Origin of the sequence: Aliivibrio fischeri (assembly GCA_038993745.2) — a bacterium.
Classification (GTDB): Bacteria; Pseudomonadota; Gammaproteobacteria; order Enterobacterales; family Vibrionaceae; genus Aliivibrio; species Aliivibrio fischeri_B.
Genome location: CP160630.1, coordinates 156,672 through 182,014, shown reverse-complemented (window position 1 = coordinate 182,014; position 25,343 = coordinate 156,672). Strand labels below are relative to the sequence as shown.

Annotated in this window: 17 protein-coding genes and 3 pseudogenes; 8 read left to right on the top strand and 12 right to left on the bottom strand. The window is 36.8% G+C overall.

Going from position 1 to position 25,343, the window contains the following annotated elements; genetic code table 11:
• Window positions 1-205 precede the first annotated feature (205 nt).
• The 4 genes from AAFX60_014845 to AAFX60_014830 all read right to left on the bottom strand — a co-directional run bounded on the left by AAFX60_014845 (window position 206) and on the right by AAFX60_014830 (window position 4,579).
• Window positions 206-1,657: a sensor domain-containing diguanylate cyclase gene (locus tag AAFX60_014845; protein XDF79696.1), complete on the bottom strand. Its 1,452-nt coding sequence runs from the start codon at window positions 1,655-1,657 to the stop codon at window positions 206-208.
• Between the two features lie 236 nt (window positions 1,658-1,893).
• Window positions 1,894-3,405 carry a DEAD/DEAH box helicase gene (locus AAFX60_014840; protein ID XDF79695.1) on the bottom strand — a complete coding sequence of 504 codons (1,512 nt, stop codon included), beginning with the start codon at window positions 3,403-3,405 and terminating at the stop codon, window positions 1,894-1,896.
• Window positions 3,406-3,559: 154 nt separating this feature from the next.
• Window positions 3,560-4,282 (bottom strand): YebC/PmpR family DNA-binding transcriptional regulator, encoded by a 723-nt coding sequence (locus tag AAFX60_014835; GenBank protein XDF79694.1) that lies wholly within the window; start codon window positions 4,280-4,282, stop codon window positions 3,560-3,562.
• A 90-nt stretch (window positions 4,283-4,372) separates the two neighbouring features.
• Window positions 4,373-4,579 carry a DUF3283 family protein gene (locus AAFX60_014830; protein ID XDF79693.1) on the bottom strand — a complete coding sequence of 69 codons (207 nt, stop codon included), beginning with the start codon at window positions 4,577-4,579 and terminating at the stop codon, window positions 4,373-4,375.
• Between the two features lie 374 nt (window positions 4,580-4,953).
• On the opposite strand from AAFX60_014830, the gene AAFX60_014825 reads away from it, so the two are divergent.
• Entirely contained in the window at window positions 4,954-5,340 is a 387-nt protein-coding gene (locus tag AAFX60_014825) for a pilus assembly protein PilA (GenBank protein ID XDF79692.1), read from the top strand.
• A 66-nt stretch (window positions 5,341-5,406) separates the two neighbouring features.
• On the opposite strand, the gene AAFX60_014820 is transcribed toward AAFX60_014825, so the two are convergent.
• A complete protein-coding gene (locus AAFX60_014820) occupies window positions 5,407-5,601 on the bottom strand; it encodes a PA3496 family putative envelope integrity protein (GenBank protein XDF79691.1) in 195 nt (64 codons plus the stop codon).
• 300 nt (window positions 5,602-5,901) lie between these two features.
• On the opposite strand from AAFX60_014820, the gene AAFX60_014815 reads away from it, so the two are divergent.
• Window positions 5,902-6,219 carry a YkgJ family cysteine cluster protein gene (locus tag AAFX60_014815; GenBank protein ID XDF79690.1) on the top strand — a complete coding sequence of 106 codons (318 nt, stop codon included), beginning with the start codon at window positions 5,902-5,904 and terminating at the stop codon, window positions 6,217-6,219.
• Between the two features lie 30 nt (window positions 6,220-6,249).
• Here the strand turns inward: AAFX60_014815 and AAFX60_014810 are convergent, their stop codons facing one another.
• On the bottom strand, window positions 6,250-6,741 hold the full coding sequence (locus AAFX60_014810; GenBank protein ID XDF79689.1) for a M48 family metallopeptidase: 492 nt from the start codon (window positions 6,739-6,741) through the stop codon (window positions 6,250-6,252).
• A gap of 321 nt (window positions 6,742-7,062) precedes the next feature.
• Here AAFX60_014810 and AAFX60_014805 point away from each other — a divergent pair, with 321 nt between their 5' ends.
• Window positions 7,063-8,001, top strand: coding sequence for a halovibrin HvnB (locus tag AAFX60_014805; GenBank protein ID XDF79688.1), 939 nt, complete (start codon window positions 7,063-7,065; stop codon window positions 7,999-8,001).
• Between the two features lie 114 nt (window positions 8,002-8,115).
• Here AAFX60_014805 and gbpA read toward each other — a convergent pair whose 3' ends face one another.
• On the bottom strand, window positions 8,116-9,594 hold the full coding sequence (gene gbpA, locus AAFX60_014800) for an N-acetylglucosamine-binding protein GbpA (protein ID XDF79687.1): 1,479 nt from the start codon (window positions 9,592-9,594) through the stop codon (window positions 8,116-8,118).
• A gap of 527 nt (window positions 9,595-10,121) precedes the next feature.
• Between gbpA and pflB the strand changes: the two genes are divergently transcribed.
• Together pflB and AAFX60_014790 are read left to right on the top strand one after the other, a co-directional pair.
• The gene (pflB, locus tag AAFX60_014795) at window positions 10,122-12,419 is read left to right on the top strand and encodes a formate C-acetyltransferase (GenBank protein ID XDF79686.1); all 2,298 of its coding nucleotides are present in this window, start codon (window positions 10,122-10,124) and stop codon (window positions 12,417-12,419) included.
• Window positions 12,420-12,777: 358 nt separating this feature from the next.
• A pseudogene (locus tag AAFX60_014790) lies at window positions 12,778-14,165 on the top strand (DASS family sodium-coupled anion symporter).
• A gap of 85 nt (window positions 14,166-14,250) precedes the next feature.
• Here AAFX60_014790 and AAFX60_014785 read toward each other — a convergent pair.
• Window positions 14,251-15,197: pseudogene (locus AAFX60_014785) on the bottom strand (hypothetical protein).
• A 555-nt stretch (window positions 15,198-15,752) separates the two neighbouring features.
• Here AAFX60_014785 and AAFX60_014780 point away from each other — a divergent pair.
• A complete protein-coding gene (locus AAFX60_014780) occupies window positions 15,753-16,784 on the top strand; it encodes an alpha/beta hydrolase (GenBank protein XDF79685.1) in 1,032 nt (343 codons plus the stop codon).
• Window positions 16,785-16,802: 18 nt separating this feature from the next.
• On the opposite strand, the gene AAFX60_014775 is transcribed toward AAFX60_014780, so the two are convergent.
• Window positions 16,803-18,503 carry a class I SAM-dependent methyltransferase gene (locus AAFX60_014775; GenBank protein ID XDF79684.1) on the bottom strand — a complete coding sequence of 567 codons (1,701 nt, stop codon included), beginning with the start codon at window positions 18,501-18,503 and terminating at the stop codon, window positions 16,803-16,805.
• A 22-nt stretch (window positions 18,504-18,525) separates the two neighbouring features.
• A pseudogene (locus tag AAFX60_014770) lies at window positions 18,526-21,722 on the bottom strand (DUF3427 domain-containing protein).
• 293 nt (window positions 21,723-22,015) lie between these two features.
• On the opposite strand from AAFX60_014770, the gene AAFX60_014765 reads away from it, so the two are divergent.
• The gene (locus AAFX60_014765) at window positions 22,016-22,327 is read left to right on the top strand and encodes a hypothetical protein (GenBank protein ID XDF79683.1); all 312 of its coding nucleotides are present in this window, start codon (window positions 22,016-22,018) and stop codon (window positions 22,325-22,327) included.
• Between the two features lie 167 nt (window positions 22,328-22,494).
• Here AAFX60_014765 and AAFX60_014760 read toward each other — a convergent pair whose 3' ends face one another.
• Window positions 22,495-22,731: a hypothetical protein gene (locus AAFX60_014760; protein ID XDF79682.1), complete on the bottom strand. Its 237-nt coding sequence runs from the start codon at window positions 22,729-22,731 to the stop codon at window positions 22,495-22,497.
• A gap of 164 nt (window positions 22,732-22,895) precedes the next feature.
• Window positions 22,896-23,723 (bottom strand): type II CAAX endopeptidase family protein, encoded by an 828-nt coding sequence (locus AAFX60_014755; GenBank protein XDF79681.1) that lies wholly within the window; start codon window positions 23,721-23,723, stop codon window positions 22,896-22,898.
• Window positions 23,724-24,212: 489 nt separating this feature from the next.
• Between AAFX60_014755 and AAFX60_014750 the strand changes: the two genes are divergently transcribed.
• Entirely contained in the window at window positions 24,213-25,193 is a 981-nt protein-coding gene (locus AAFX60_014750; protein XDF79680.1) for a hypothetical protein, read from the top strand.
• Window positions 25,194-25,343 lie beyond the last annotated feature (150 nt).

The window sequence follows — 25,343 nt, the reverse complement described above, 5'->3', positions numbered from 1 at the left end:
GTATGATAATTAATGAAATAAAGGCCAGAAATAATAGTCGAATTATCCTCTAACCTTATGGCGCGAGATGATAAGGCGTATAGAGGAAACTGGCAATCAAATTACCTTAAATTTCACAAGAGATTTTTTGTGGATTTTGGATTAGTTTTTCTAATGAAAAATCCAGTGAAACATCTCACTGGATTTGGATTAATGCGGGGGAATATTACTCAGATATAAAAACTTGGTTTCGTCCTAAACGCTTTGCTTCATAAAGCGCTTCATCTGCACGACTTAATAGTTTACAAGCATCAAAAACATCATCATGCATTTCACTTACGCCGATGCTGCTCGTTAGTTGTACCAATTGACCATTAATTCTTATTTCTATATTGCGTATTGAACGAAGCAGTTCATTAAGTATCGCTTCCGCCTCATCTCTGTTTTTATTACTTAACAGCATGACAAACTCATCACCACCTAAGCGAGCAAAATGGTCATCAGACTCACAGATATTTTCACAGGCTCGACTAAATAAACGTAACACCTCATCACCGACTTCATGTCCATAGGTATCATTTATTTGTTTAAAGTAATCAATATCAAACAGTGCAACAGAAAATGTCTGATTTTTAGCATGATAATTTTGTATAAAACCTAATACTTTTGCTTCGAAACAACGTCGATTACATGACCCAGTTAAATCATCAAACAAAGCAAGTTTAGAATAGTGCTCAGCTTCACTGCTCAGTTTGCCAAAATAATAAGCGTTTTTAACAAGGAAAATAGCAAATATAAGTAATAAGGCAAAAACGGTAGAAATTGCAATATAGAGAGGTGTAACCCAATGAGATTTAGCTTTGGTGACTAATATAATAAAAGGGAGATCAGATACTTTTTTTACAAAAACCCCCTGATAAGAGCCATCATATTTCTCATGCGATTCAAACATTAACTCTTGATTGTATTTTAAACCATTAATTTCTTTCTTAGGAATATACTGAAAATTTAACTTTTTACCAATTGGCAAAAACTTAGGGACCGTAGAAGCCAATACCGTGAAATCACTACTTAATACTGAAATAGAACTGATATTCGTTAAATTTACACTTCTTAGCGCTTTTGAAAAAAAAGAAAAATCCGTAATGATACCTACAATGCCTGCAAAATTTCCGTACTTATCATTAACCGTTACACTTTGAGAGATCACATTTCGGTTTAAAATGTCTTTAAAAGGAGTAGTAATAACCGAGTTTATTTCTTGATCACTTTTCTTTAGCTTTTGACAGTATTCTCTAGAGGATAGATCAACCCCACCGATTGTCTTGGTATTTAATAAAACGCAATCTTTATTAACTGCGAATACATGGACTGCATTCATCAACGTCTGATAATGAATTTCAAATAACTCACCATAGCCTTCATCATGCACTTCATTAAACGATAAAGAAGCAAACCCCTCTTCTGTCAATGAATCAGAGAGTTCATGCAATACATTATTGGAATGATAAAAGGCCGTCTGAATCCAAGAAGACACATAATTCGCATTAAACTTTAACTCATTCTCAATCAATCGACTTTGCTTGTTATAGCTCTTTGTCACATAAAAAATAGCACAGGTCATTGCGATACTTAACAGTAGCAAAGACCCAACAGCAACGATATTTTTTATCCTCATTATTCCTCAAAGCATTCACTTGACTAATTTATACCCACAAAGGTACACCAAGTTTCTTAACATACACATGGTTTCATAATGCTTTTGATAACTGTATCAATAAAAAGGCACTGTCTCACACCCAAGATAACCCACATCTAACAACTAATACCGTCCCAAGTAAGAAGATATATAGCTTATAAAAAAACCGGCGAAAATAGCCGGTTTTATTACTTTTTTACATAAGCAAAAAAAGATTAATTTACTTTTGGTTTACGTGCTGGTCGTGGACCTTGGCGACGTGGTTTTACATCAGATTTTGGCGTTGATTTAGATTTACCAAAGTTACTGCCATTACCACGATTTTCACCATTCCCTTTTGTTTTTGGTTTACCTGAGAATGGGCGTTTATTCTTATCTGAAGCCGAGCCTTCCTTTTTACCTGACGGATGATTTGCAGGTACGCGTTTCGCAGCCGGTTTTTGGCCTTGTTTTGCTCCCGGTTTATTGTCATTACGGCGTTCACCAGAGCGTTGGCCTTCTTTGCGCTCAACGTCTTGTACCTTTGGTGCTTTTGGCTTCTTAGGCTTTTTCGGTTTAATTGGACGAGTATCCAATTTTGATTCAGGTACCTTATTAACAGGTTCAAAACCTTCTAGTACATGACGAGGTAGTACTTTCTGAATTAAACGCTCAATAGCAAATAGTTCTTTCGCTTCATCTTCACTAACAAAAGAAATCGCTTTACCCGTTGCGCCAGCACGGCCTGTACGACCAATACGGTGAACATAATCTTCAGGTACTTTTGGTAAATCAACGTTAATAACTTGTGGTAATTGCTCGATATCCAAACCACGCGCTGCAATATCCGTAGCCACAAGAACTCGCACTTGGCCACTCTTAAAGTTAGCTAATGCTTTTGTACGTGCACCTTGACTCTTATTACCGTGAATGGCTGCCGCACTTACGCCTTTCTCTTCTAGCGTTCTCGCAAGGCGGTTTGCACCGTGTTTGGTTTTACTAAAGACTAATACTTGCTTCCACTCATTATCTTTAATCAATTTAGTAAGCACCTTAGGCTTACGTCCTTTGTCCATAACATAAACTGATTGCTCTACCGTTTCAGCCGTTGTGTTACGTTTAGCTACTGAGATCTCAATAGGATCTTTCACTAAACCTTTTGCTAACTGACGGATCTCATCTGAAAACGTTGCAGAGAAAAGCAAGTTTTGACGATTTTTAGGAAGCTTAGCTAAGATTTTTTTGATGTCATGAATAAAGCCCATATCTAACATACGATCAGCTTCATCCAATACAAGAATTTCTAATTGATCAAACTTAATAGCATTTTGATTCGCAAGGTCCAGTAAACGACCCGGCGTTGCGACCAAAACATCCACACCACGACGTAAGCGTTGCATTTGTGGATTCACTTTTACACCACCAAAAACAACATCAGAAGTCAGTGGCAAGTTCTTGCTGTATTTCTCTACACTTTCGTGTACTTGCGCAGCTAACTCACGTGTTGGCGTTAACACTAACGCACGTACTTGGTTAAACTTACGCTTTGGACCATTCGATAAACGCTCCAAAAGAGGTAATGTAAAGCCTGCTGTTTTACCCGTCCCTGTCTGTGCAGCCGCCATAACATCCTTGCCTTCAATTACAGCTGGAATTGCTTGTAATTGAATTGGTGAAGGCGTGCTATAACCTTGTTCTTCTACAGCTTTTAAAATAGGGGCAGATAAGCCCAGAGAGGTAAAACCCATACAATCATTATCTCTATATAAATATTATGCGCAAAACTGCGAGCGCTGTAGGATACAGTAAGTTCGAGATTACTCAATCCTAAAGCCATTATTAAAAAGAAAAAGCCGAGCAACATAGGCTCGGCTTTTATCATTTTGAAAATTAAAGGACTGATTAGTCTTCTAATTCTGCGTTGTGATAAACCTGTTGAACATCATCACAATCGTCTAGCATGTCTAAGAATTTTTGGAATTTCTCAGCATCTTCACCAGTTACTGGTGTACTGTTCTGAGGAACAAAAGTGATCTCTTCAACATCTAGAACTAAGTCTGGGTATTCTGCAGCTAACGCTGTTTTTACTTTAAAGAACTCAGTGTTTGGTGCAAATACTGTGATTACGCCATCTTCAAGTTCGATATCAGTAACATCTGCGTCTTGCATCATTAGAGCTTCAAGTACTGCTTCTTCGTCGTCGCCTTTAAACTGGAATACAGCTTGGTGATCAAACATGTGAGCACTTGTGCCTGGGCTACCAATCTTAGCACCAGTTTTAACGAAACACTGGCGAACGTCTTGGAAAGTACGGTTACCATTGTCAGTTAGACAGTCAACGATTACGCTTGCGCCACCTGGAGCAAAACCTTCGTAACGTGCGTGTTGGTAATCTTCACCACCGCCGCCATTTGCTTTATCAAGGGCTTTGTCAATTACGTGTGCAGGAACTTGGTCCTTTTTCGCTTTTGAAATAAGGTGTTTTAGAGACAAGTTCATGTCTGGATCTGCACCACCATTCTTAGCACACATGTAAATTTCTTTACCGTATTTAGAATAAACTTTGATTTTTGCGCCCTGTGTTTTAGCCATTGAGGCCTTGCGCACTTCAAAACTTCTTCCCATCGGGATTCTCTCTTATGTTTGTTGACTTAAAATTATGGGCAGGATTCTACCAAAATACTCAGGGGGTACGCTAGTAAAGATCAAGGAACCTTACGCTACGCCCATTTTTGTTTTATATTTTTCGATAGATTGCTGAAAAAACAGACGTTCTGTCTCATCTTCTAGCTTTTCTGCTTCTATAGTCCAGAGTTCAGGACCTGCTTTTGCATTTTTTACCTTCCAAACAAAGAACGCAGCTTGTTTATCGAGTTCGATTTTATTTTTTTCTTCAGGAGGTAATAGCGAAAGGTTATTCATAACAAGCTCATTTAATTAATCACGCCCAAATTCTAATGCTTCGCCACCAAATTTTCTAGCAATAAAAAATAACACCGCATTCTAAATTAAAAATCATAGGTTTACTGGATATATCCCTCTCTTATCATTTAGCGAACATCTCCTATTGAAGACAGACTCTAGATTAATTTGACATTGCACCCATTTTTTCTCAAAAGTGTTACATTGCTAATATGTTAATTATCAATTATTACTATAGAATAGATCGATTCGCTCTGTTTCTATGAAATACAATTTAGAAACGAGAGCTCATATTAAAGCTCCTTCGTGAAAATAGTCCGTTGAATAGTCAAAACGGCACACCATGAAGTGTATGGTTCAGTGAGTAACTCAAAATGAAAAGTAATAAAAAATTCCGCCAAAAAGAGTTGATCGTTGCAGTCATGATTTTAGGTGCACTCGGTTTTGCAGCTAAGCCTTTCTTCTCAAACATTGAAAGCAAGGCGAAACAAAGAGTATTAGGTAACATTAAAACTTCTGTTGAGCATGCTAACCAAATTGCAAGTGATGACCCACTTGATAACAATTCAATAATTAGATTGATAAAACCTGAAGATAACCTGCTCGTTTCAATTCAAGAAGTGGATGGTCAACAGCAACTGTATATCGGATTTGCAGATTCAGCTGAGAACATTAAAAGCGCGGATTGCTACTTTATGTACAATCAAGAAAGTCAATCTAGCTCTGTACCAAGCAATAAGCTTGAAACTAGCGGTTGCTAAAAACAAAAATGCGCCGGTTCTGGCGCATCTATAAATATTTAAAGGTATGAAGGTAGAAATCAAAAACTAATGGATAAGACCTAATTCTTTTGCTTCTTCAAGCGTAAGTCCGCTTTCTCTAATCTCACGCATCGCCTCAATACGACGACGTGCAGCTGCTTTTCTTTGACACTCTGTAATATCTGTTACCACTTCATCACTTACTTCGTACTTGCCTTTCATATCGGTGATTTCACCGTGATCAATTGAATTAATAGACATAATAATAACCTCCTAAATCCATACCTTTCAGGTGTATGTTTAGCAAAGGAGATTAATGATGTTAAACCTATTCATTCGAGAATGTGAGCTGAGTAATATTTGTGATTTTTTTTCAAAAAAAGACTATCACTAATATTGTCAATTGAACTACATTTAAGGTTCTACCCTATGAAAACCTCATTGACCCAGATCACGACTTGGCATCTCAAGATATTCTATTTTTTTAATAAATTATCGAGACTTTCTAAAAAGTAGCGTACCCTGTGAATATTAATAAAAAACACATTAACTGGAGCACCAGTGAGTATTGATATCATAGAGTTGCCTTCTGACACACATAGTTCCTCTAACATTACCTGTTCTAATTGCCGTGCATGCTGCTGCCGTTTAGAAGTAATGCTCATTACCGACACTGGTGTACCAAAAGAACTCATTGAGAAAGATCAATGGGGTGGTGAAATAATGAAAAGATTAGATGATGGTTGGTGTGCTGCAGTTGATCGCGATACACTGATGTGCACCATCTATGAAAACCGTCCATGGATTTGCAGAGAATTTGAAATGGCCTCTTATGAGTGTGAAACAGAACGCAGAGATAACGGAATAGATCCTCACTAAGTAACTATTTCAAATGTAGATATTTCGCTCTCACAGTGTCTCTAAGTAAGTTAAATACAACCGCGCATCAAACTCAAGTTGATGATATTCAGGCTCCATATGACAACAAAGAGCATAAAATGCCTTATTGTGCTCTTTCTCTTTAATATGAGCTAATTCATGTACCACGAGCATACGCAACAAGGGCTCCGGTGCTTTTCGAAACACACTTGAAATACGAATTTCATTTTTTGCTTTCAGTTTATTGCCATGAATACGAGAAACAAATGTATGTAGACCTAATGCATTGTTTACAACATGGATTTTTGGGTCATATACCACTTTACTTAACGGCGATGACTTCTTTATGTATTTGTTTTTCAATGCTTGAGTATAATCAAACAACGCCTTTTCAGACGTAATATCATGCATCGTAGGGTATTTCTTTTTCACCCACTCAGCTAACTTGCCATTCTCAACCATTGGAGCAACTTGCGCCAAAATATGTTCAGGATACCCTTGAAGGTACTTTAATTTATTCATTTTATGCAATATTCAACGCCATAATCATAAGACTATTGTACCTCTCTTTTACTTCTACTCAATCAATAACCTCGATTCATTACTCAATTTAATAATTCTATATTCAGTAAAATAATATTTTAATGAGATAAACTTTATTTCACTTATTCTAAATAATTTATTTTATTTTTTAACTTATATTCTTCGCAGACTAGGTCAAAAAAAACAAATATAGTAATTTTTATGACGTAGTTTATATTCAAATAACAATTTAGAATTCATTTCGATTATTAAAAATAATCAATATTATTTTAATGATAAAACAATTAAAAGGAATGAATTATGTTTAAGTTGGTATTAACATCTTTTATAATAATAAGCAGTGCCAATGCTTTCGCTTTTGCTAAGCCACCACCGCCCCAACCACCAACAAAGCCACCTGGTTATTCTGTTGTTACGCCTGAATTAGGTAATAAAGTGGTTAAGAACCTAATGGAAAATTATTACGATACAAGAGCCAATTGCGGCGCTTCGCATCGTTCTTCTTATCTATGTAGTGGAGTCACATTACGAGGCACTCAACCGGGTAATTATCATGTATGGGAGCCGAGCCCATCATCAGAAAAAAGTGGCGGGGTTTCTTTCTCATATCTTCGTACTGATGCTAAGTTCTCACGCCTAGCTTATGGATACAAAAGTGGTTTTACCATTTATCCAACGTTTGAGTTAGTTGGTAGTGCCTTAGACCTTGAATATCTTTGCTTTTTCCCTGTAGATGCAGATACAAACCGACGTGGTGATGCAGGATGTGGCGCTCACACGTCATACCAATCAAGCAGTGGTGAGTGTAATGCACAAGGTATTTATACTGAAGGTCAATGGGTAAACCACTACAATTCAACATCAAGTAATGGTGATAATCGCGATCATCATCAATGTGGTTTTAACATTCAATATTACTACCCTAATGCTACTGAGTTTGTTGCATCTAACTTTTATCAAGGGCTACAAGCAATGCGTGATGTGAGTGGGCAGACTCATAACAAGCAAAATGAAATCCGCATTAAAACATGGGATAAAAGTTTAGGTCGACAAACACCAGTTCAAGCTTTCTTCTATATTGATATAACGGGTCAAGAAGGATTAAATGAGGCGAGATCTTACCAACAAGATTTCTATAATATGTATGGTTTAATAAAGCCGGTTGTTAAATTAGACCTACCAGCTACGTGGGATGATGAAGCTAAATTTACGTTCTCAATGGATGACCAAGGTATTTAATTTATAAATAAGATAATCTTATTAATTATATATAAACTATAAATAAAAAGAGCCTTCATTTTATATATTGAAGGCTCTCTTATTATTTTTATCGCTATAATCTAATAAGCAATATTAATTTACTTTATCCCAAGCCATAGACCAATCAGAGCCTACACCTGGTGCAAAGTTAGTTGCTGTTTCAGTCCATTGTACACAGTAACCAGAGTATGGAAATTCTTTACATTGGTAAACATTGCCATCTTCTGCTAATACTTTCGTACCTGCTTTATAACCCTTCACACCTTCTGGGAATACAAAGTCAAAATCACCTGATGGTGGAGGCGTTACCGCTTCTTCAACTAAGTGGAAATCAGACATATCTTGTTTGATTAACTCACCATCCATGTTTTTGATGCGAGAAACCAACATGTGATGACCTTTCTCAGACTTAGATAGTGCCATTACTACTGGTTTTGCTTCGCCATCTTTTAACGTTACATTCGTGTTTGCTAGCGCTTCTTTACCGTGGTTATAAACCGTTAGCTCAACATTCATGTCACCTGTTGCATATAGGCTTAAATCTAATTCTGTCGCTGAATCACCAATTGTGTATTCAGACGCCAAACCTTCAATATCTAAATGATAAACAGGTTCAACCGTTTCTAATTGATAACCAATTTCAACGCTCTTTAGACCACTTCCCGCTTTCAGGTAAACAGGGTTAGAACCGTATTGAGGTGAAAATTCACCTTTATCATTTAGTTGACCAGCACCAATATTTTGCTGCTCTTTATTGATCTTTGTTGCTAACGCATGTGTCCAGTTATTTGCTTGACCTTGCGTTTCATTCTCAATCACTAATTCAGTAGAAAGAGATGCATTTTCGCCAGATGTATCAAACACACGAGTAAATACACGATCACCCACGTTTAAATCACGAGTTGGGTTAATTTGACCACCTTGAGACCAAGTTGGGTCAACCACGCCACCATTACCGTCAAACTTAACGTCGATTACGTTATAGAATGCAGCTGCAGTATCACCCACATCCCAAACAGCAAGAATAACTTGGTAACCTTCACGCTCAGGAACAATACATTCGTGTGAGAACGTATTTGGGTATAGAGGCGGTTTTTCCATGTTGTATTCAAGTTCACAGAACGGAGTTAGATCAAATGAATCACGTGTTAATACCGCATTTGGATTCCAGTTCTGTTTTGTCATGTAGTACTTCCACGTTCTTGTTACGTGGTTTGCTGTAAACGTCCATTCAAACGTTTGTGCGCCAGCAGTAATTGGACGTTTAACCCAACGATCAGCTGTTTGTTCGTTTAATTCAGAAAATTGAACCAGGCCAGCACCTGCGATTTGACCATCAGCAGGACCTTTCTCAGGGAAACCTTCAGGGCCTTCAACACTTTGTGGTTCCCATTGAACAGCACCACAGTCGCGGTTTTTTTCTTGAGTATCTGATGTTGGGAATTTACACAGCGCAGCACGAGAGCCAGCAATACCATCATTAGTTTCAGATACATAACCATGTGCCGATACGCCTGAGCTTACCGCCATCATAGATAACGCAATCAGCGTTTTCGTTGAGCTTTTGTTCATTACTTCACCTTTAAATACAGCTATTATTATGTTTTTTGTTCTGCACAGTCTTTCAATAAGTTTGGTCGCCTATTTTTGATAATTTGACATGATTGGGCAGGCGCTGAAATGTAATGGAAAGAATTTATAAAAACGATTTTTACTGCAATAAAATGGAATTCAAATCACACAATATTATTTTTTGTAACTTATTGTAAATAAAGAAATAAATATAGATATCAGATTCCAGATGTTAAGCAAATATCCCCAATAAAAAGCATTCACAAAACAGATGCATTCAAACAATTAATCAACAGTGAAAATACAAAATTTCACTCACCAGACTAACGACAAAGAATATTAAAAACTTAATACATGCATAGAACGCATTTAAAAAATGAAAAGCATTCATTTTACTCATACAGCTAATAGGAATAGTATCGATTTAAAGAAAACAGTTTGTTATTACGGGTTATTGAACATCCTAATTCAAAAATACGATTCTACAAACTGATTGAAAAACAAATAATTAAAGATAGGTAAGCATTATGACTATTCCAACAACTGGTATGATAGAAGCATGGCGTGGCTTTACTAATGGCGAATGGCAAACGAGCGTAAACACTCGTGATTTTATTCAAACAAACTACACTCCATATGAAGGAGATGAATCCTTCCTTGTAGAAGCAACAGAATCAACCACTACATTATGGAATAGCGTATTAGAAGGCATCAAACAAGAGAGCCGAACTCACGCTCCTGTTGATTTCGATACCGACCTACCTTCAACCATCATTTCTCATGACGCTGGTTACATCAATAAAGATCTAGAAAAAATCGTTGGTCTACAAACCGACAAACCACTAAAACGCTCTATTATCGCTAACGGCGGTATTCGTATGGTGAAAAACTCATGCGAAGTTTATGGCCGTGAGTTAGATAAAAACGTTGAGAAGATATTCACTGAATATCGCAAAACACACAACAAAGCATGTTTCGATCTTTATACTAAAGAGATCCTTGCATGTCGTAAATCAGGCATCATCACGGGTCTTCCTGATGCTTATGGCCGTGGTCGTATCATTGGTGACTATCGTCGTTTAGCGCTTTACGGTATTGATTTCTTAAAAGCCGATAAAAAAGAGCAATACAACTCAACTCAAGCTTTCCTTGAACAAGGCCAAGATCTTGAAAAAACCATGCGACTTCGTGAAGAGTTAGCAGACCAAGTTCAAGCGCTAGAAGACATTCGTCAAATGGGCCTTAAATACGGTATTGATATGTCTCTACCAGCTAAAACAGCTCAAGAGGCAATTCAATTTACATATTTTGGTTACCTTGCTGCGGTTAAATCTCAAAACGGTGCCGCAATGTCACTAGGCCGTACATCAACCTTCCTTGATGTTTATGTTGAACGTGATATTGCCAATGGTTTAATTACTGAAGAACAAGCACAAGAGATGATTGACCACTTCATCATGAAGTTACGTATGGTACGTTTCTTACGTACACCAGAATACGATTCACTTTTCTCTGGCGACCCAATCTGGGCAACAGAAGCCATGGCAGGTATGGGGGTTGATGGCCGTACATTAGTGACTAAAACAACATTCCGTTATCTACACACATTACACACAATGGGCCCAGCTCCAGAGCCAAACATGACAATCCTTTGGTCAGAGCAACTGCCAATTGCCTTTAAGAAATACGCAGCGAAAGTGTCAATTGATACCTCATCAGTACAATACGAAAACGACGACTTAATGCGTCCTGATTTCGATAACGATGACTATGCCATTGCGTGTTGTGTAAGCCCACAAGTCGTTGGTAAACACATGCAGTTCTTTGGAGCTCGTGCCAACCTAGCAAAAGCACTGCTTTACACCATCAATGGTGGTATTGATGAAAAATCAAAAGCACAAGTTGGCCCACAAGTAGACAAAGTAAGCGACGAAGTCCTTGATTTCGACAGTCTAATGCCACGCTTTGATTCAATGTTAGATTGGTTAGCAACACAATATGTGACGGCTTTAAATATCATTCACTATTCGCACGACCGTTACAGCTACGAAGCATCATTAATGGCATTAATGGATCGCGATGTTCGCCGAACAATGGCATGTGGTATTGCAGGTCTATCAGTGGTTGCTGATTCATTAGCAGCCATTAAATTCGCTAAAGTAACTCCAGTTCGTGATGAAGATGGTGTGGCTATCGATTTCAACATTGAAGGTGATTACCCTAAATTTGGTAATAACGATAACCGTGTTGATGACATTGCTTGTGATCTTGTTGAACGCTTCATGAAAAAAATTCAGAAAATGAGCATGTACCGTGAAGCTATTCCAACACAATCGATTCTTACTATTACATCAAACGTTGTATACGGTAAGAAAACAGGTAACACACCGGATGGCCGTCGTGCAGGCATGCCGTTTGGTCCAGGTGCTAACCCAATGCATGGACGAGATGAAAACGGAGCAGTAGCGTCACTAACATCGGTATCAAAACTGCCATTTGCTTACGCTAAAGATGGTATTTCTTATACTTTCTCTATTGTGCCAAATGCGCTAGGTAAAGATGAAGATGCACAAAAACAAAACCTTGCAGCACTTATGGATGGTTACTTCCACCACGAAACCGCAAACGCAAATGAGGGAATTGAAGGTGGCCAACATCTCAATGTTAACGTATTAAACCGTGATACATTGCTAGATGCTGTAGAACACCCAGAAAAATACCCACAATTAACCATTCGAGTATCAGGTTATGCTGTACGCTTTAACTCACTAACTCGTGAGCAACAACAGGACGTAATTAGCCGTACATTTACAGAACAAATGTAGCAAAAGGCTTTACTCAGTAAAATTAACGCCACCATAATAACTGGTGGCGTTAATCACAAATAACTACCTGTAAATAAAAGAATAAAATTAAATAAGTCCAATCCCCTTTCTCATTTCAATCCCCTTTTAAATTTTTGTCTTTCGGTAAATAATAGTTAACACAAGAGCAACAATTAAAGTGCATTTTCTGTTTAAAACGTGATCTTAAATAGAGTTACAACATTATATAAACGATCTAAACGACACTCCTCATAACCTTCCATTTACTACGGTTAATATTCTGTAACAATAACAAGTGATATCAAAACATATTGATAGAAAGTTGGTCTGAAAATTCATCGTTAGAATGGAGTTCGTCATGCTCAAAAATGAAAACCTACCGTTACCCACAAATACCAGGGAATGGTTCTTAAATAAAAATAGCCTTATCATCCTCGCTGATATCGTTCTTTTTGCTTTACTGTATAACTTCCTTCCATTTGAAAGAGACGTTGTACTCGGGTTAAGTATCTTAACGTTTGTTGCTATTTTATGGCTCACCGAAGCTATGCACGTTAGTATCACCGCCCTTTTAGTTCCTATGTTTGCCATTGGCTTTGGGATTTTTGACACCGGAAAAGCACTCAGTAACTTCGCAAACCCGATCATTTTTCTCTTTCTTGGTGGTTTTGCTCTGGCAGCCGCACTTCACAGACAAGAGCTAGATAAAGCCATTGCAGATAAAGTATTGGTTTTAGCAAATGGTAAAATGAGTACCGCTATTTACATGCTATTTGGTGTAACAGCAGGACTATCAATGTGGATAAGTAACACTGCCACTACTGCCATGATGCTTCCGTTAGTTTTAGGGTATTAAACAAAGTAAATTCAAAATCAGGCCACAATACCTATGTGTTCGTTTTACTGGGTATAGCTTACTGTGCCAGCATTGGCGGGATCTCAACCATCGTTGGTAGTCCACCAAATGCCATTGCCGCAGCTGAAGTTGGTTTAAGTTTTACTGAATGGATGGCCTTTGGTGTACCGGTTACTTTGGTTCTACTGCCTACCACAGTTGCACTTTTATACTTCATGCTAAAACCAAACTTAAATGAAGTCTTTGAGCTAAACCGAGAACCAATTGCATGGGATAAAGGCAAAGTCGTTACTCTCATGATTTTTGCTCTTACGGTTACCTTATGGATTTTCAGCAAACCAATTAATGCCATGCTAGGTGGGTTCTCAAAATTCGATACTATTGTGGCGCTAATGGCGATCATTCTGGTTGGGTTTGCACGAGTGGTGCAATGGAAAGACATTGAAAAAACCACTGACTGGGGTGTATTACTGTTATTTGGCGGTGGTATCTGTTTAAGTAACATCCTAAAAGCGACCGGAACCAGTACCTTCCTAGCGCATAGCCTGAGCGATATTCTTTCTCAAGCTGGCATATTATTTACCATATTAACCGTTGCAGCTTTTGTGGTGTTCTTAACTGAGTTTGCAAGTAACACGGCAAGTGCCGCTCTGCTTATCCCAGTATTTGCAAGTGTGGCAGAGGCTCTTGGTATTTCACCTGTTGTGCTTTCAGCCATGATAGCAATCTCCGCTTCTTGTGCCTTCATGCTGCCAGTCGCGACACCACCTAATGCCATTGTCTTCGGCTCTGGTCATATTAAACAATCTGAAATGATGCGTGTAGGTATTTACTTAAACCTTGTTTGTGTTGTTGTCTTAACCGGTTTCGCTGCCATTTTCTGGGCGTAATCTATTATAATAAATATTAAAAAAGCCTTGGTGACCATTTATGCCACCAAGGCCTTTATTTTAAGATTTCTATTTCTAAACGACTTTATTCGTTCCAAAACTCATCATTTGGATCATTTTCTTCACGCCATTTAGGATCTTGTCTTGCCGTTAAGTACCACTGCAATCCATCAAATAATGCAAAAGCTGTCGGCCCACCCAGATATTCAAACGCATCAAAAAAGCATCTTCCATATTAATCAAGGTTTCTAAATCTGCACATTGATGTTCAATCGCCCACTCTATAGCCTCAGGCTGTGCTGTTGCTTCTGACATAACAACAGCAACTAATGGAAGGGTAACATCATCATTTTCAAATTGCGCAGCTTCTAGAATATCAACTCTGTCTTGCTCCTGCTTTTGGATCTCATCAATAATAGAATTTCGCTCTTTATTACTAATATCACGATTTAACTCGGCAATACGCAAACCATAAGCAAATCGCTCAGAGCCAACAAGTTCAACTAATGTTTCTAATAATATTTTATCTAATGATAAAGCTTTTACATGGTGATCAATGCACGCTTGAACACTTAAATAGCGCACACCATTAAACTCAAATCCGTAAGTTTCATCCCCTTCTAATGGAGATCCATCAACGCACAGCTCCCAACCGACATAATCAACCCGTGCTTTTGCTATTTCATACATTTGCCATGCACTTTTTCCAAAACCTTCAAGTACTGCGCCATGAAACTCAGCCTCTTCAAGCTCTTCTTTTGTCCATTGTAAACCAATACCCAAATGCTTGGCGTACTTATTCATTAATGAATGTTTTACTTTATCTCGATAAGACCAAATAGACTCGAACACGCCAGAAGATGAAAATGACAAACACTCTTTGCAGGCAGGTAATTCAATTGGTTGATGGAATATATGATGAACTTGATGCGAAGACGCTGGAAAAGAGAGAAGATCATACGAAGGCTCGCCACAAAACCAGCAGGTATGTCTTAGATTAAAAGGGACATCAATAAGAGAATAGTTAACCATGGGGCATCCAACAACGCATTCGAAAAATGCATTCTACCCCATGATAACGAAAATAGGATTACTCTTTTCTTCTTAAGATCCCCAACGTATGAAAAGCCATTGGAATTATCACGACAATAAGAATCGAAATTAAGATTTCCATAAACGTCATAAATGAACTTTGGTCACTTATATAGAACATATCATTACCCTGTGTTATGTAAGCCAATGTCGCCTAGCCTCACAATGCATATATTTGCATTTTTATTTTTGTGAGTGTTTTTGAGTTGTACTACTCTTTTATTTTTATAAATCTATTATGAGCTTTTTTTATGACAAAATGAAACTATTCAATACAAACATATGCACCAGATTCACAAACTGTGAATAAAATTAACCTATTGATATATATAATAATAAATACAAGTATCAGTAAGGATCTTAAAATCGATACATCTGTACATATCTTTACATAATCACTTAGCTCTCATCCGCAACTCAGTATCTTTTCACTTCTCAAATTATTCATTCATCCTATCCTTATGGCTTACGATTAATGCATCTCAGGGACATGAAATGATCTTCATATTAAGCACTCGCAAGCGCATCGGATTTTTTCCAAATGAAAAGCACACCAATGAACCAGGTGAAGCTCATTATCTAATGCTGCCAGATGAAGCAACGAGCCCTGATTTAAACCAACATCAACTGCCACAAGATGCATGGGTAACTGCATTAACCAACCAAGCCACAACGGGACGCCACCCAGATACTCATCCCCTAGCTCAATATAAAACCGGCAATATTCTGTTTTTTGCTCATGGCTATAACAACACCCAAGATGAAATCGTTTCACGCCATAAACTGCTTGAGAAACAGCTAAAACAACATGGATATACAGGAACGGTTGTGAGTTTTGATTGGCCTTGCGCGAACTACACATTAAATTACTTAGAAGACAGAATGGATGCCTACAAAAGTGCGATTCAACTGGTGACAGGCGGCATAACCCCATTAGCAATAAATCAACTGCACGAGAAAGAAAACCAGTGCGACATCGATATTCATTTACTAGGCCACTCTACAGGGGCTTATGTGATTAGAGAGGCATTTTATCAAGCAAGTAAAAATCGAACTTTGCAGCGAATTCACTGGAACGTGAGTCAAATCTGCTTTATTGGTGGAGATATTGCACAGAAGTCATTAACTCAATGTGACAATAAATCTGCGCCTATGTTTGCTCAATCAAGTCGAATTACCAACTACCAAAGCCCTTATGATAACGCATTAAAAATCTCTAATATTAAGCGAGCTGGGTTATTCCCTCGTTGTGGACGTGTTGGACTACCTAGCGATGCACCATCAAACCTTGTTAACGTGCACTGCGGAGATCACTGGAAACTGCTTACAGAGCTAGAAGAAAGCAAAGCCATAGGCAACTGGAGCCACTCTTGGCACTTTCACTGCAATCACTTTATGGAAGATTTGGCTCACACCTTAAAAGGCGATATAGATAGACACGCCATTCCCACCCGTGAATGCGTCAATGGTGAGTTGAGACTAACGGTAAAAACACCAGTGACAATCAGTAAGAAAAGACTGAAATGATGGGAATGGTGAAAAAGATCACCACTCATTAATTAATAAGCGACTTTGGACGCCTTTGATTTGAAATCCCATTGCATCGAATACTTCTTCAAAATCTCTACATTGTTGCGGAATATTTGGTAAGGATAGCGTTGCTTCATTAAAAAAGCGTTGCTGCTCACTTGGTGTTTGCCATGCTAATTGCCACCAATCCAAAATAGTTGATTTTGATTTCTCAAGTCTATCTCGTGAAGGCACTTTATCACTTTTCTTTAAATTTAATGACTGACTCGAAGGTAATAGATTCCAATGATCATTATTTGGCCAATACGCAAAAGGTAAGCAATGATCAACATGATATTCTCGCTTAAGTTTTGTTTGTCCCCAAACGCACCTAATCGAATGTCCATCAGCTTGTAAGGCCTCTATTTTCGAGCGAACTCTATGAGTATCATGCTTTTTATCTAACCACATTAAACAGTCATGATACGTTTGTAGCGTTATATTGTTTTCTCTATTAGCTTCAAAACGCTGCATTTCAGATATCCACTGATTAACAACTAATGGTTCAATCCAAGAGTAATAAAGGCGAAAACACTCCCAAAGATTTTGCTTTAAAACAAATGAGCCAAAACTTTCAAAGAACGTCGGATCAAGAACAATACTTGATTCCATTTTACGTCTCTTCAATGGTGCTAATGTTGAAAACTCTTTATTATTTTCTTTTAAAGTACCCGAATAAATAAATTTAATCGGTCCATCTTTCATGGTTTTAATCGCAGCTTGAACCGCTTTTTGTAATGCTTCCGCTTCTTCGTTATAAAATACAGCACCAATAGCCAGATCATCCGCAGATAAATGTGTTAACTGCTCCCAACCATCTGCCGTTATAAACGCTAAACCTTTTTTGGTATTACTATTTTGTTGAATATTACCAACATCAATTAATCGTTTATAAGCCTTAATCCAATAAAGAGCGACTAAACCTAGTGGTATAGATACTTCTCCATCCGTTCGATCCATAACGCAGCCTGAGTGAGCATCTGCAATACGAAGTAGTACACGAAGTAACGCTAATTTATAGGTCGAACTTTTACTATCATTAACAATAATGTGACGAACTTTATTAAGATCACCCGAGCCATCATCTGGTAAGCTCATCACCACTGTTTGCCATTGAATAGCACCACGTTTTAAAGCATCAGATTCAATCTCAGTAACTAAGCGAGTATGTAAGCAAGCATCTTTTGCAAATTGAGCTAACTCATCAGAAGAACAAGAATATCCTTCCCTTCCATCAGAAAAGCCACCATGTCGTAAGCTAATGACTAAGCAACCATTAGGAGCTAATAAATTAGAAAGTTTTCGAAAAGCACGAGCTCTATATGATGGTGCGATATGCATCCATACCGCACTCACTAAAATAACATCAAAGCGCATACCTAACGCTTGAACACGGCTTAATTCAGGAAGTACATCATCGAGCCATTGAACCTGCTTTCCGGTATAGTTTTGACCTAGTTCACGCATTGATTTTGCAGGCTCAAGTGCGATGACAGAGCAGCCTTGCTCAGAAAACCACTTAGAATCACGTCCAACTCCAGCGCCAACATCTAAAACCTTATCCCCCGAACATGGCCAAAATGGCTTCCAACAGGCATGAACATCTTCAAAATTAACCGAAGTATAATCTTGAAAAAGAGTTTCAGAATTTTGATTATAGAATTGAATATTATCCATATGCTTTGTTGAACTACCTTAATTAACCAACGGAAAGCTTTGCTGTATCATGCCACATGTAAGCGGGCATTGGGTGTCTTAATTTCCAAGTAATGTTCATTGGTTGACTTCCTTCATATTTGACAAAATCAACAGGTCCGAAGTTAACGAACCCCATTGTTCGTCCAAATTCATCTTTCGCTTGTTCTCGTACAAATAAAATACATGTTTTATCCGTATTAACTTGCTGTATATAGCTTAAGCCTCTTCCTGATTCAGGTTTAGAGCTATTTTGAGTTTGCCAATGAAATAAAGTATCACTGATAGCATAGTCATGATACATAGTTGTTACTGAGAACTGTTTTTCACATTTATTTAATGTCACAAAAAATAACTCAGTATTAGTACCTTTAATGCTTAGCACGCCTTCGCGACTTGATGATTTTTTCTCAAATGAGCTATCACCAAAAGCAACCAATATATGTTCTTTAGGGTATCTTGCATGCATTTTTAAGGGAATTAAATCAAAACTCGAACTCAACAACGCCCCCATATCAAACTCATTAATATCTAATCTATCCATAAGAATTTGAATAACTTCTAACATCTCATTTTGTAGTCCATCATTCCCTAACTTCTTAAAACTATCTGAAAGAATATTAAAACCACTTTTGGTGCCGGATTGGTCCCAAAAATCATAATGTAACATTAAAGCCATTAACTCTTTTTCACTATTATTTGCTCGATAATCATCCCAATTAAACCCTCTTTCAATACCATATTTAACAAACTTTAAATATGAAAGTGACGTACACATTAGTAGGCGATTATTAATAGCTCGATAATATGCAGAATAAATATCGATTTCGGTGGTATCAATTGAGTATCCACGGCTTTCAGCAAGTAATACTTCCCATCCACCACATTTCCCAACTTTTACTTTATAAATATCCTCAATTGTAATATGAGGATAAATGATCAAAAAATTACTTAATGTTAGTGGCAAGCTACTTACATTTTTAAAGTTGCGTATTAAGTTCAACAGTTTATTTTTATTTAAGATTGCTTGACTAATATTTCTTAAAATAATTTCTTGTGATTTTTCTTGCAACTCAATACGGCAGCCAAGAGGTAAATGAGGAAATCCTTGCTTAATCTCTTTCGCCATTGATTGAGTAGTTTTATCCATTAATGCACTAAACTTATGAGTAAAGTCATAATCAGATCGCGCATTACCTACAAAATCTAAAATAGTGCAACACTCTTTACCTTTAGTTAGACGTAAACCTCTTCCTAGTTGCTGCAAGAACACTGTTAAACTTTCTGTTGGCCGTAAGAAAAGTAAAGTATCTAATTCAGGAATATCAACACCTTCATTAAACATATCAACAACAAAGAGCACATGTATTTGTTTTGATTTTAATTTTTGAAGCTGAATATCGCGTTCATTACGATTATCAGACGTAAGTACGCCACAAGGAATATTATATAAAGTGAATTTCTGAGCCATGTATTTTGCATGCTCTTTACTTACACAAAATGCCAGTGCTTTCATCTGAGTAATATCAGTAATGATGTCATTCATCGAATTAATTATTCGGATTACACGTTGATCATTATGAGTATATATTTGAGTCAATTCAGCAATATCATAATGACCTTTGGTCCATGACACATTTGATATATCCGTATCATCATCTATACAAAAATATTGAAATGGCGTAAGCAGCCTTTGATTTATAGCTTCAGGCAAACGAATATCTGCAGCAATTACATCACAAAAGTCGTTTAATATGTCTGCACCATCTTGCCTTTCTGGTGTAGCCGTTAAACCTAGTAGAATATGAGGTGAAAAATGTTCTAATACAGTTCTATATGATTTAGCTGAAATGTGATGAACTTCATCTATCACAATATAATCATAATAACCGGGACTCAATTCTAAATTTAATAGTTGGCTATTTAACGTTTGAATTGAAGTGAATAAATGTTTATAACTACTAGGCTTATAACTCCCAACCCATAACTCCCCAAAAGAACCATTTTTTAATACTCCTCGATATGCACTTTGTGCTTGTTTTAATATCTCTTCTCTATGAGCAATAAATAAAAACTTCGCCTCGGGATTCTGTCTATAATAACGCTCAAAATCAAATGCTGAAATTATGGTTTTACCTGTCCCTGTTGCTGCAACAACTAAATTTTTATAACGGTTATGTACACGTCTCTCAACCTGCAGTTGATCAAGTATGCGTTGTTGGTGAGAATGCGGAATTACATCAAAATAAAAATTAGAGTTTGGTTTCCACTCTCCTCCTCTAGCTTCTTGTAATGCATGTTGTAATTTTTGCTTGCTTTCAATCTCACCATCAAAGAACTCAAAGTCACTTGATTCCCAATAAGTTTCAAATGTTTTTAAACTTTTATCTATCACTTGAGAAATTTCTTGTGAGGTAACTTTTAAATTCCACTCAAGTCCCTTAGTTAAAGCAGAATGAGATAAATTAGAAGAGCCAATATAACCAGTATGAAATCCACTATTACGCTTGAAAAGATATGACTTAGCATGCAATCGCTCACGCTGAGTATTGTAGCTCAATTTGACTTCTGTATTCGGTAATGAAGCTAGAAACTCAACAGCTTTTGCATCAGTAGCCCCATATATGAAGTAGTGATTACCCGTAACTTTTTACCTGCACAAGTAAAATCTTCTAACTCTTTTTTAAAAATACGGATACCAGTCCATTTAATAAATGAAACTAGCCAATATATTTCATCAGCTGATTGTATTTCTCGTTTAAGCTCACTTTCTAATGACACTCCTACATTACTACCACAAAAAAGTTCACTATGAGTTAAACCTGTTTCTGGCATAATCAATTCTGCATATTTAGAAAGATCAGCTGCTATAGGATCTGACTTATTAAATAAAGCTGTTAAAACATATCCTTGAGTATCTAACAAATTTTCAGAAATAAAATCATCATCATTTATATGCTCACTTAACCAATGAATTAAACGGTTAGCTAAAGATATCTGCTCATAAACTCTGCTTTCATCATGCTCAGGAACACTAGCCATAACTCTTTCAATTAAACGACTTAAAAAACGAGTTACCCAAATAGCTGCATCTTCTTTTTCTAATAATCTTTTACCTATATAAAAATCATTAGATTTACTCTCTAATTTTTTCTCTACAAGTTGTGTTATAAGTTGCTCATAAATTCCGGATGATTTCACTGTTAGCCTTTATTTTTATATACCTAGCGCCAATTCTTTCATAATAAATGTTATAGCTAAAATTAAACAGCCAAAGATACTTATCTTGCTGTATAGCTTACATAAATAGCCCTGATTGTGACCCGTAGGGACAAGACACAGCGAAGCGTTTTGTGGCTTGGTTGAGCCATTGGTGTGTTGCGAAGAATGAGTAATGCACCAATTCGCGAAATAAAGCAGGTTGCCCGAAGGGTGCTTCTTACCTTTCTGCCGTGCTAGAATTAAGCATTCCCCAAATGAATGATATGTATTAAATGAAAAAGTATTTCTTATTATTAGCTCTGTTCTCTGGTGTTTGTTTCGCAAAACCACAGGTGTATTTTGGTGCTGATGCTCTCTCAAACTCTAGCGCTTATTCTTTACAGTCTGGCTTTTATTTCCCTGTTAACCAAGAGCTAGATTTTGGGTATGAGTTAGATTTCACGCAATGGAACCAAGATGTTCATTCATTTGGTATCAACATTAAACCGGCTTTTCGTAAACAACAATTCTACCTAGCGCCAATTGTCGGCATGCATTACTTTAATAGGATATTGATTACAGCTACAGCCTTGGGGCTGAGATAGGGTACGATTTTGAACGTGTGACTATCAGAGCAGGATACAAAGACGTTGATGAAGAGTTTTATGATAATGATGCGTTTTATGTGGGTGTTGCGGTTCGTTTTGATTAATCATTAACGAGTAAATATCTTGATGATTAAGCAATTATAAAATTCCTTAATCATCAAGCGTTATGCGATGTTGTTTAGCTCTCGCTGCTTATCCATGTAAATCTTTAAACGGTTTACTCTGGATTCTATTTCTTGCTCTTTTATCTCTCCGCGCTTTAGCGCAAAGTTGATGGCTTGTTGGTCGTAGACGCCTTCGTTTTGCATTTTCATGTTGCTAATGCTGTTCTTTAATACTTCTTGGCTTTTTTCTCTTTCAATGGATTCCATTTGAATTTTGCCAACAGCTTCTACCTTCATATAACCTCAGTAAATGATTGTCTCTTATATGTGAGACTTTAGTTCTAAGCGTGATGGCGGTCAAGATATACTGAATGGGGTTTCGCAAATTATTGGCTTAAGTCAGTAAATAAATGCAAAAGCCCACTCAGTTTCATTTATAAAAGTTATTTAAATTGAGTGAGTTATTTCATTATTGGGTATGTGAAAAACACCAAGTGCATGAAGTTAAACAAGAAGTGGAACACAACCGCTACCCACAAACGTGCGCTGTAATGAAAGGCTAATCCATAACCTACTCCGGCTAAGGTAGCAAAAATAACCAAGAGTAAACCGCCGCCAATATGAGCAATACCAAATAGCACACTGGCTACAGCTACCCCTGCTATCCAACCAAATCGTTTACTGAGTGATTGTTGTATAAAACCTCGGAAGAAGGCTTCTTCGGCTACACAAGTTAGCAATAGGTTATTTAATGCAAACAACCACCACCAATTAGGGATCGTGAACTCTGGTTTTAATGCACCTAATCCCCACGCAAGAGGCAACAAGCTAAAAAGTGGAATCGCAGTATAAATAAGTGCTTTTTTGTTGATGCTGACTTTGCTTCCCAATAGAGCGGGATAAGCAAGTAATAATCCAAATAAGATAAGCGGTTTATCTAGGTTTAAATATAAGGTGAATGGAACGCTTAATGGGCCGGTAACAACGGCATCCAATACCTTGGCGTTGTTAAAGCCGGGAATTAAATGAAGAAATAGTGCAATGCACCATAAGAAGATAAATAGGTATGCCCCCAGTTGCCATTTTTTCTCTAAGCTTGGTGTTTTGTAGGCAACAAGCAAACCTGCCGCTATCCCTGCTAACCCAATCATGTTTAATCGTTGCTCTATGATGGCACCAATTAAGGTGATGCCAAGTAAGGCAAAACTGGCTTTGGTTTGATTGATAAACGCTAAGATGATAGCCAACGCAAGCGGGATCCAAATCCACATAGAAATATCTAATATCATTACTTTTCCTTTGAAGTGATGTGACGTCTAACGCGTCTTAAATGTGAAACGAGATTACTTCAATATTGCCGAAAAAAATAGTGAAAAAAGTGCAGATTTGTTAAATTAATAATCTAGTTAACATCAGTTTCTCTCAACTTATTATTGATTTTAAACTACCAACAAATTATATAAATCAGTTACTAATTAAAGGTTTAATATATTAATAATATTATAATTATCAATGTGTCATTAATCGTTTATTAATCATTATTAAATTGATTAATTTAAAGTTTTCACCACCATCATATCTATTAAATCCCTTATCATATTATTAAATAAAAAAGAATGGCCCATTATTATTTTTATAGGCTGACTTTAAAAACTGCTTAGATTTTATGAAAAACTTATATAGCAAAGTGCTAATTATAGACAAAGACCATAAAAAAATAAGACTATTATTGATTGCAATCACACCATTATATCTAACAAACAATAAGAAGGTTAAAAATGAAATTATCTATATTAGCATTATCGACAACGGCTATCCTCTCCTCCGCAGTTAATGCTGAACCTATAGTATCCGTTAATTCAAATGAAATTGTCATTAGTACAAAAACAGGGTCGCCTGTATACACTCAAATTTTAGATGAAAATAAAGCTAAATTTAATCAAGAGTTATCCTACTTACCAAATGGTTATTTCAATAGTTCTACAATCGTTACATGTTCAGCTAGCTGTGTACTAAATGTAGACTTAAAAGAAGGAGTCGATGATGCTCTTGTTAAGGTATCAGCTCCATCAAGTGGGGATACTATACTTGATATAAAAAATGATGACTCAGGTACAGAAGACCCTGATATCCTTTGGAAAGAAACGTTTGATCATGTAATGGCAGAATACGACCTAGATTCAAATGCTCAAGCTTCGTTATTGCCAAATTATCCAGCAAACTTCATTTCAAGCTTCTATCTACCAGCAAGTGTAACGGTTCAAGATATTACGGATCAATCTCCAACATCAAGCTACCCTAATCAATACATTCCAGAGAATGGTCAATCATCAGATATTTTACATGGTGGAGATGGTAATGATCCATCGAATGTTGCCATTATAATTCCTGTATCAGGAAGCCAAAACAAATCAGCGCTTACTAGCTTCTCTCTATTAAATTCTTTATATCAGCCTTATTTAGAAAATAATCAAAATTATCGTTTAGATTTTGATTTAATGAGGTCAAATATTGATATATCTAAGGCTGACGATACGTTATCAATACTGTCTATAGTAAAAAATGGTGATGATATCGTTTGTTCACAAAATATATCTAACATTACTTCATGGCAATCAATGAAATCATGTGATTTTAAATACAGAGAAGGTGATGTTATTGGGCTTAAAATTTCTTACCCAGAGTTAAAAAACAGTCCAAATGTAACGAAATCAGCGTATGGCCTTATTTTAGATAATATTAAAATTTCATCTTTGTAATGATGTCCTTTTAATAGAATAAAAAAATATATTTAAATAACAGGGCTATTATAAGTCCTGTTAATAGGTATTTAATTAAGGATTAATTTAATATGAAATCAAAAAGATTTTTACTAACTGCTTTTTTCGGGATTATAACATTTCAAGCTC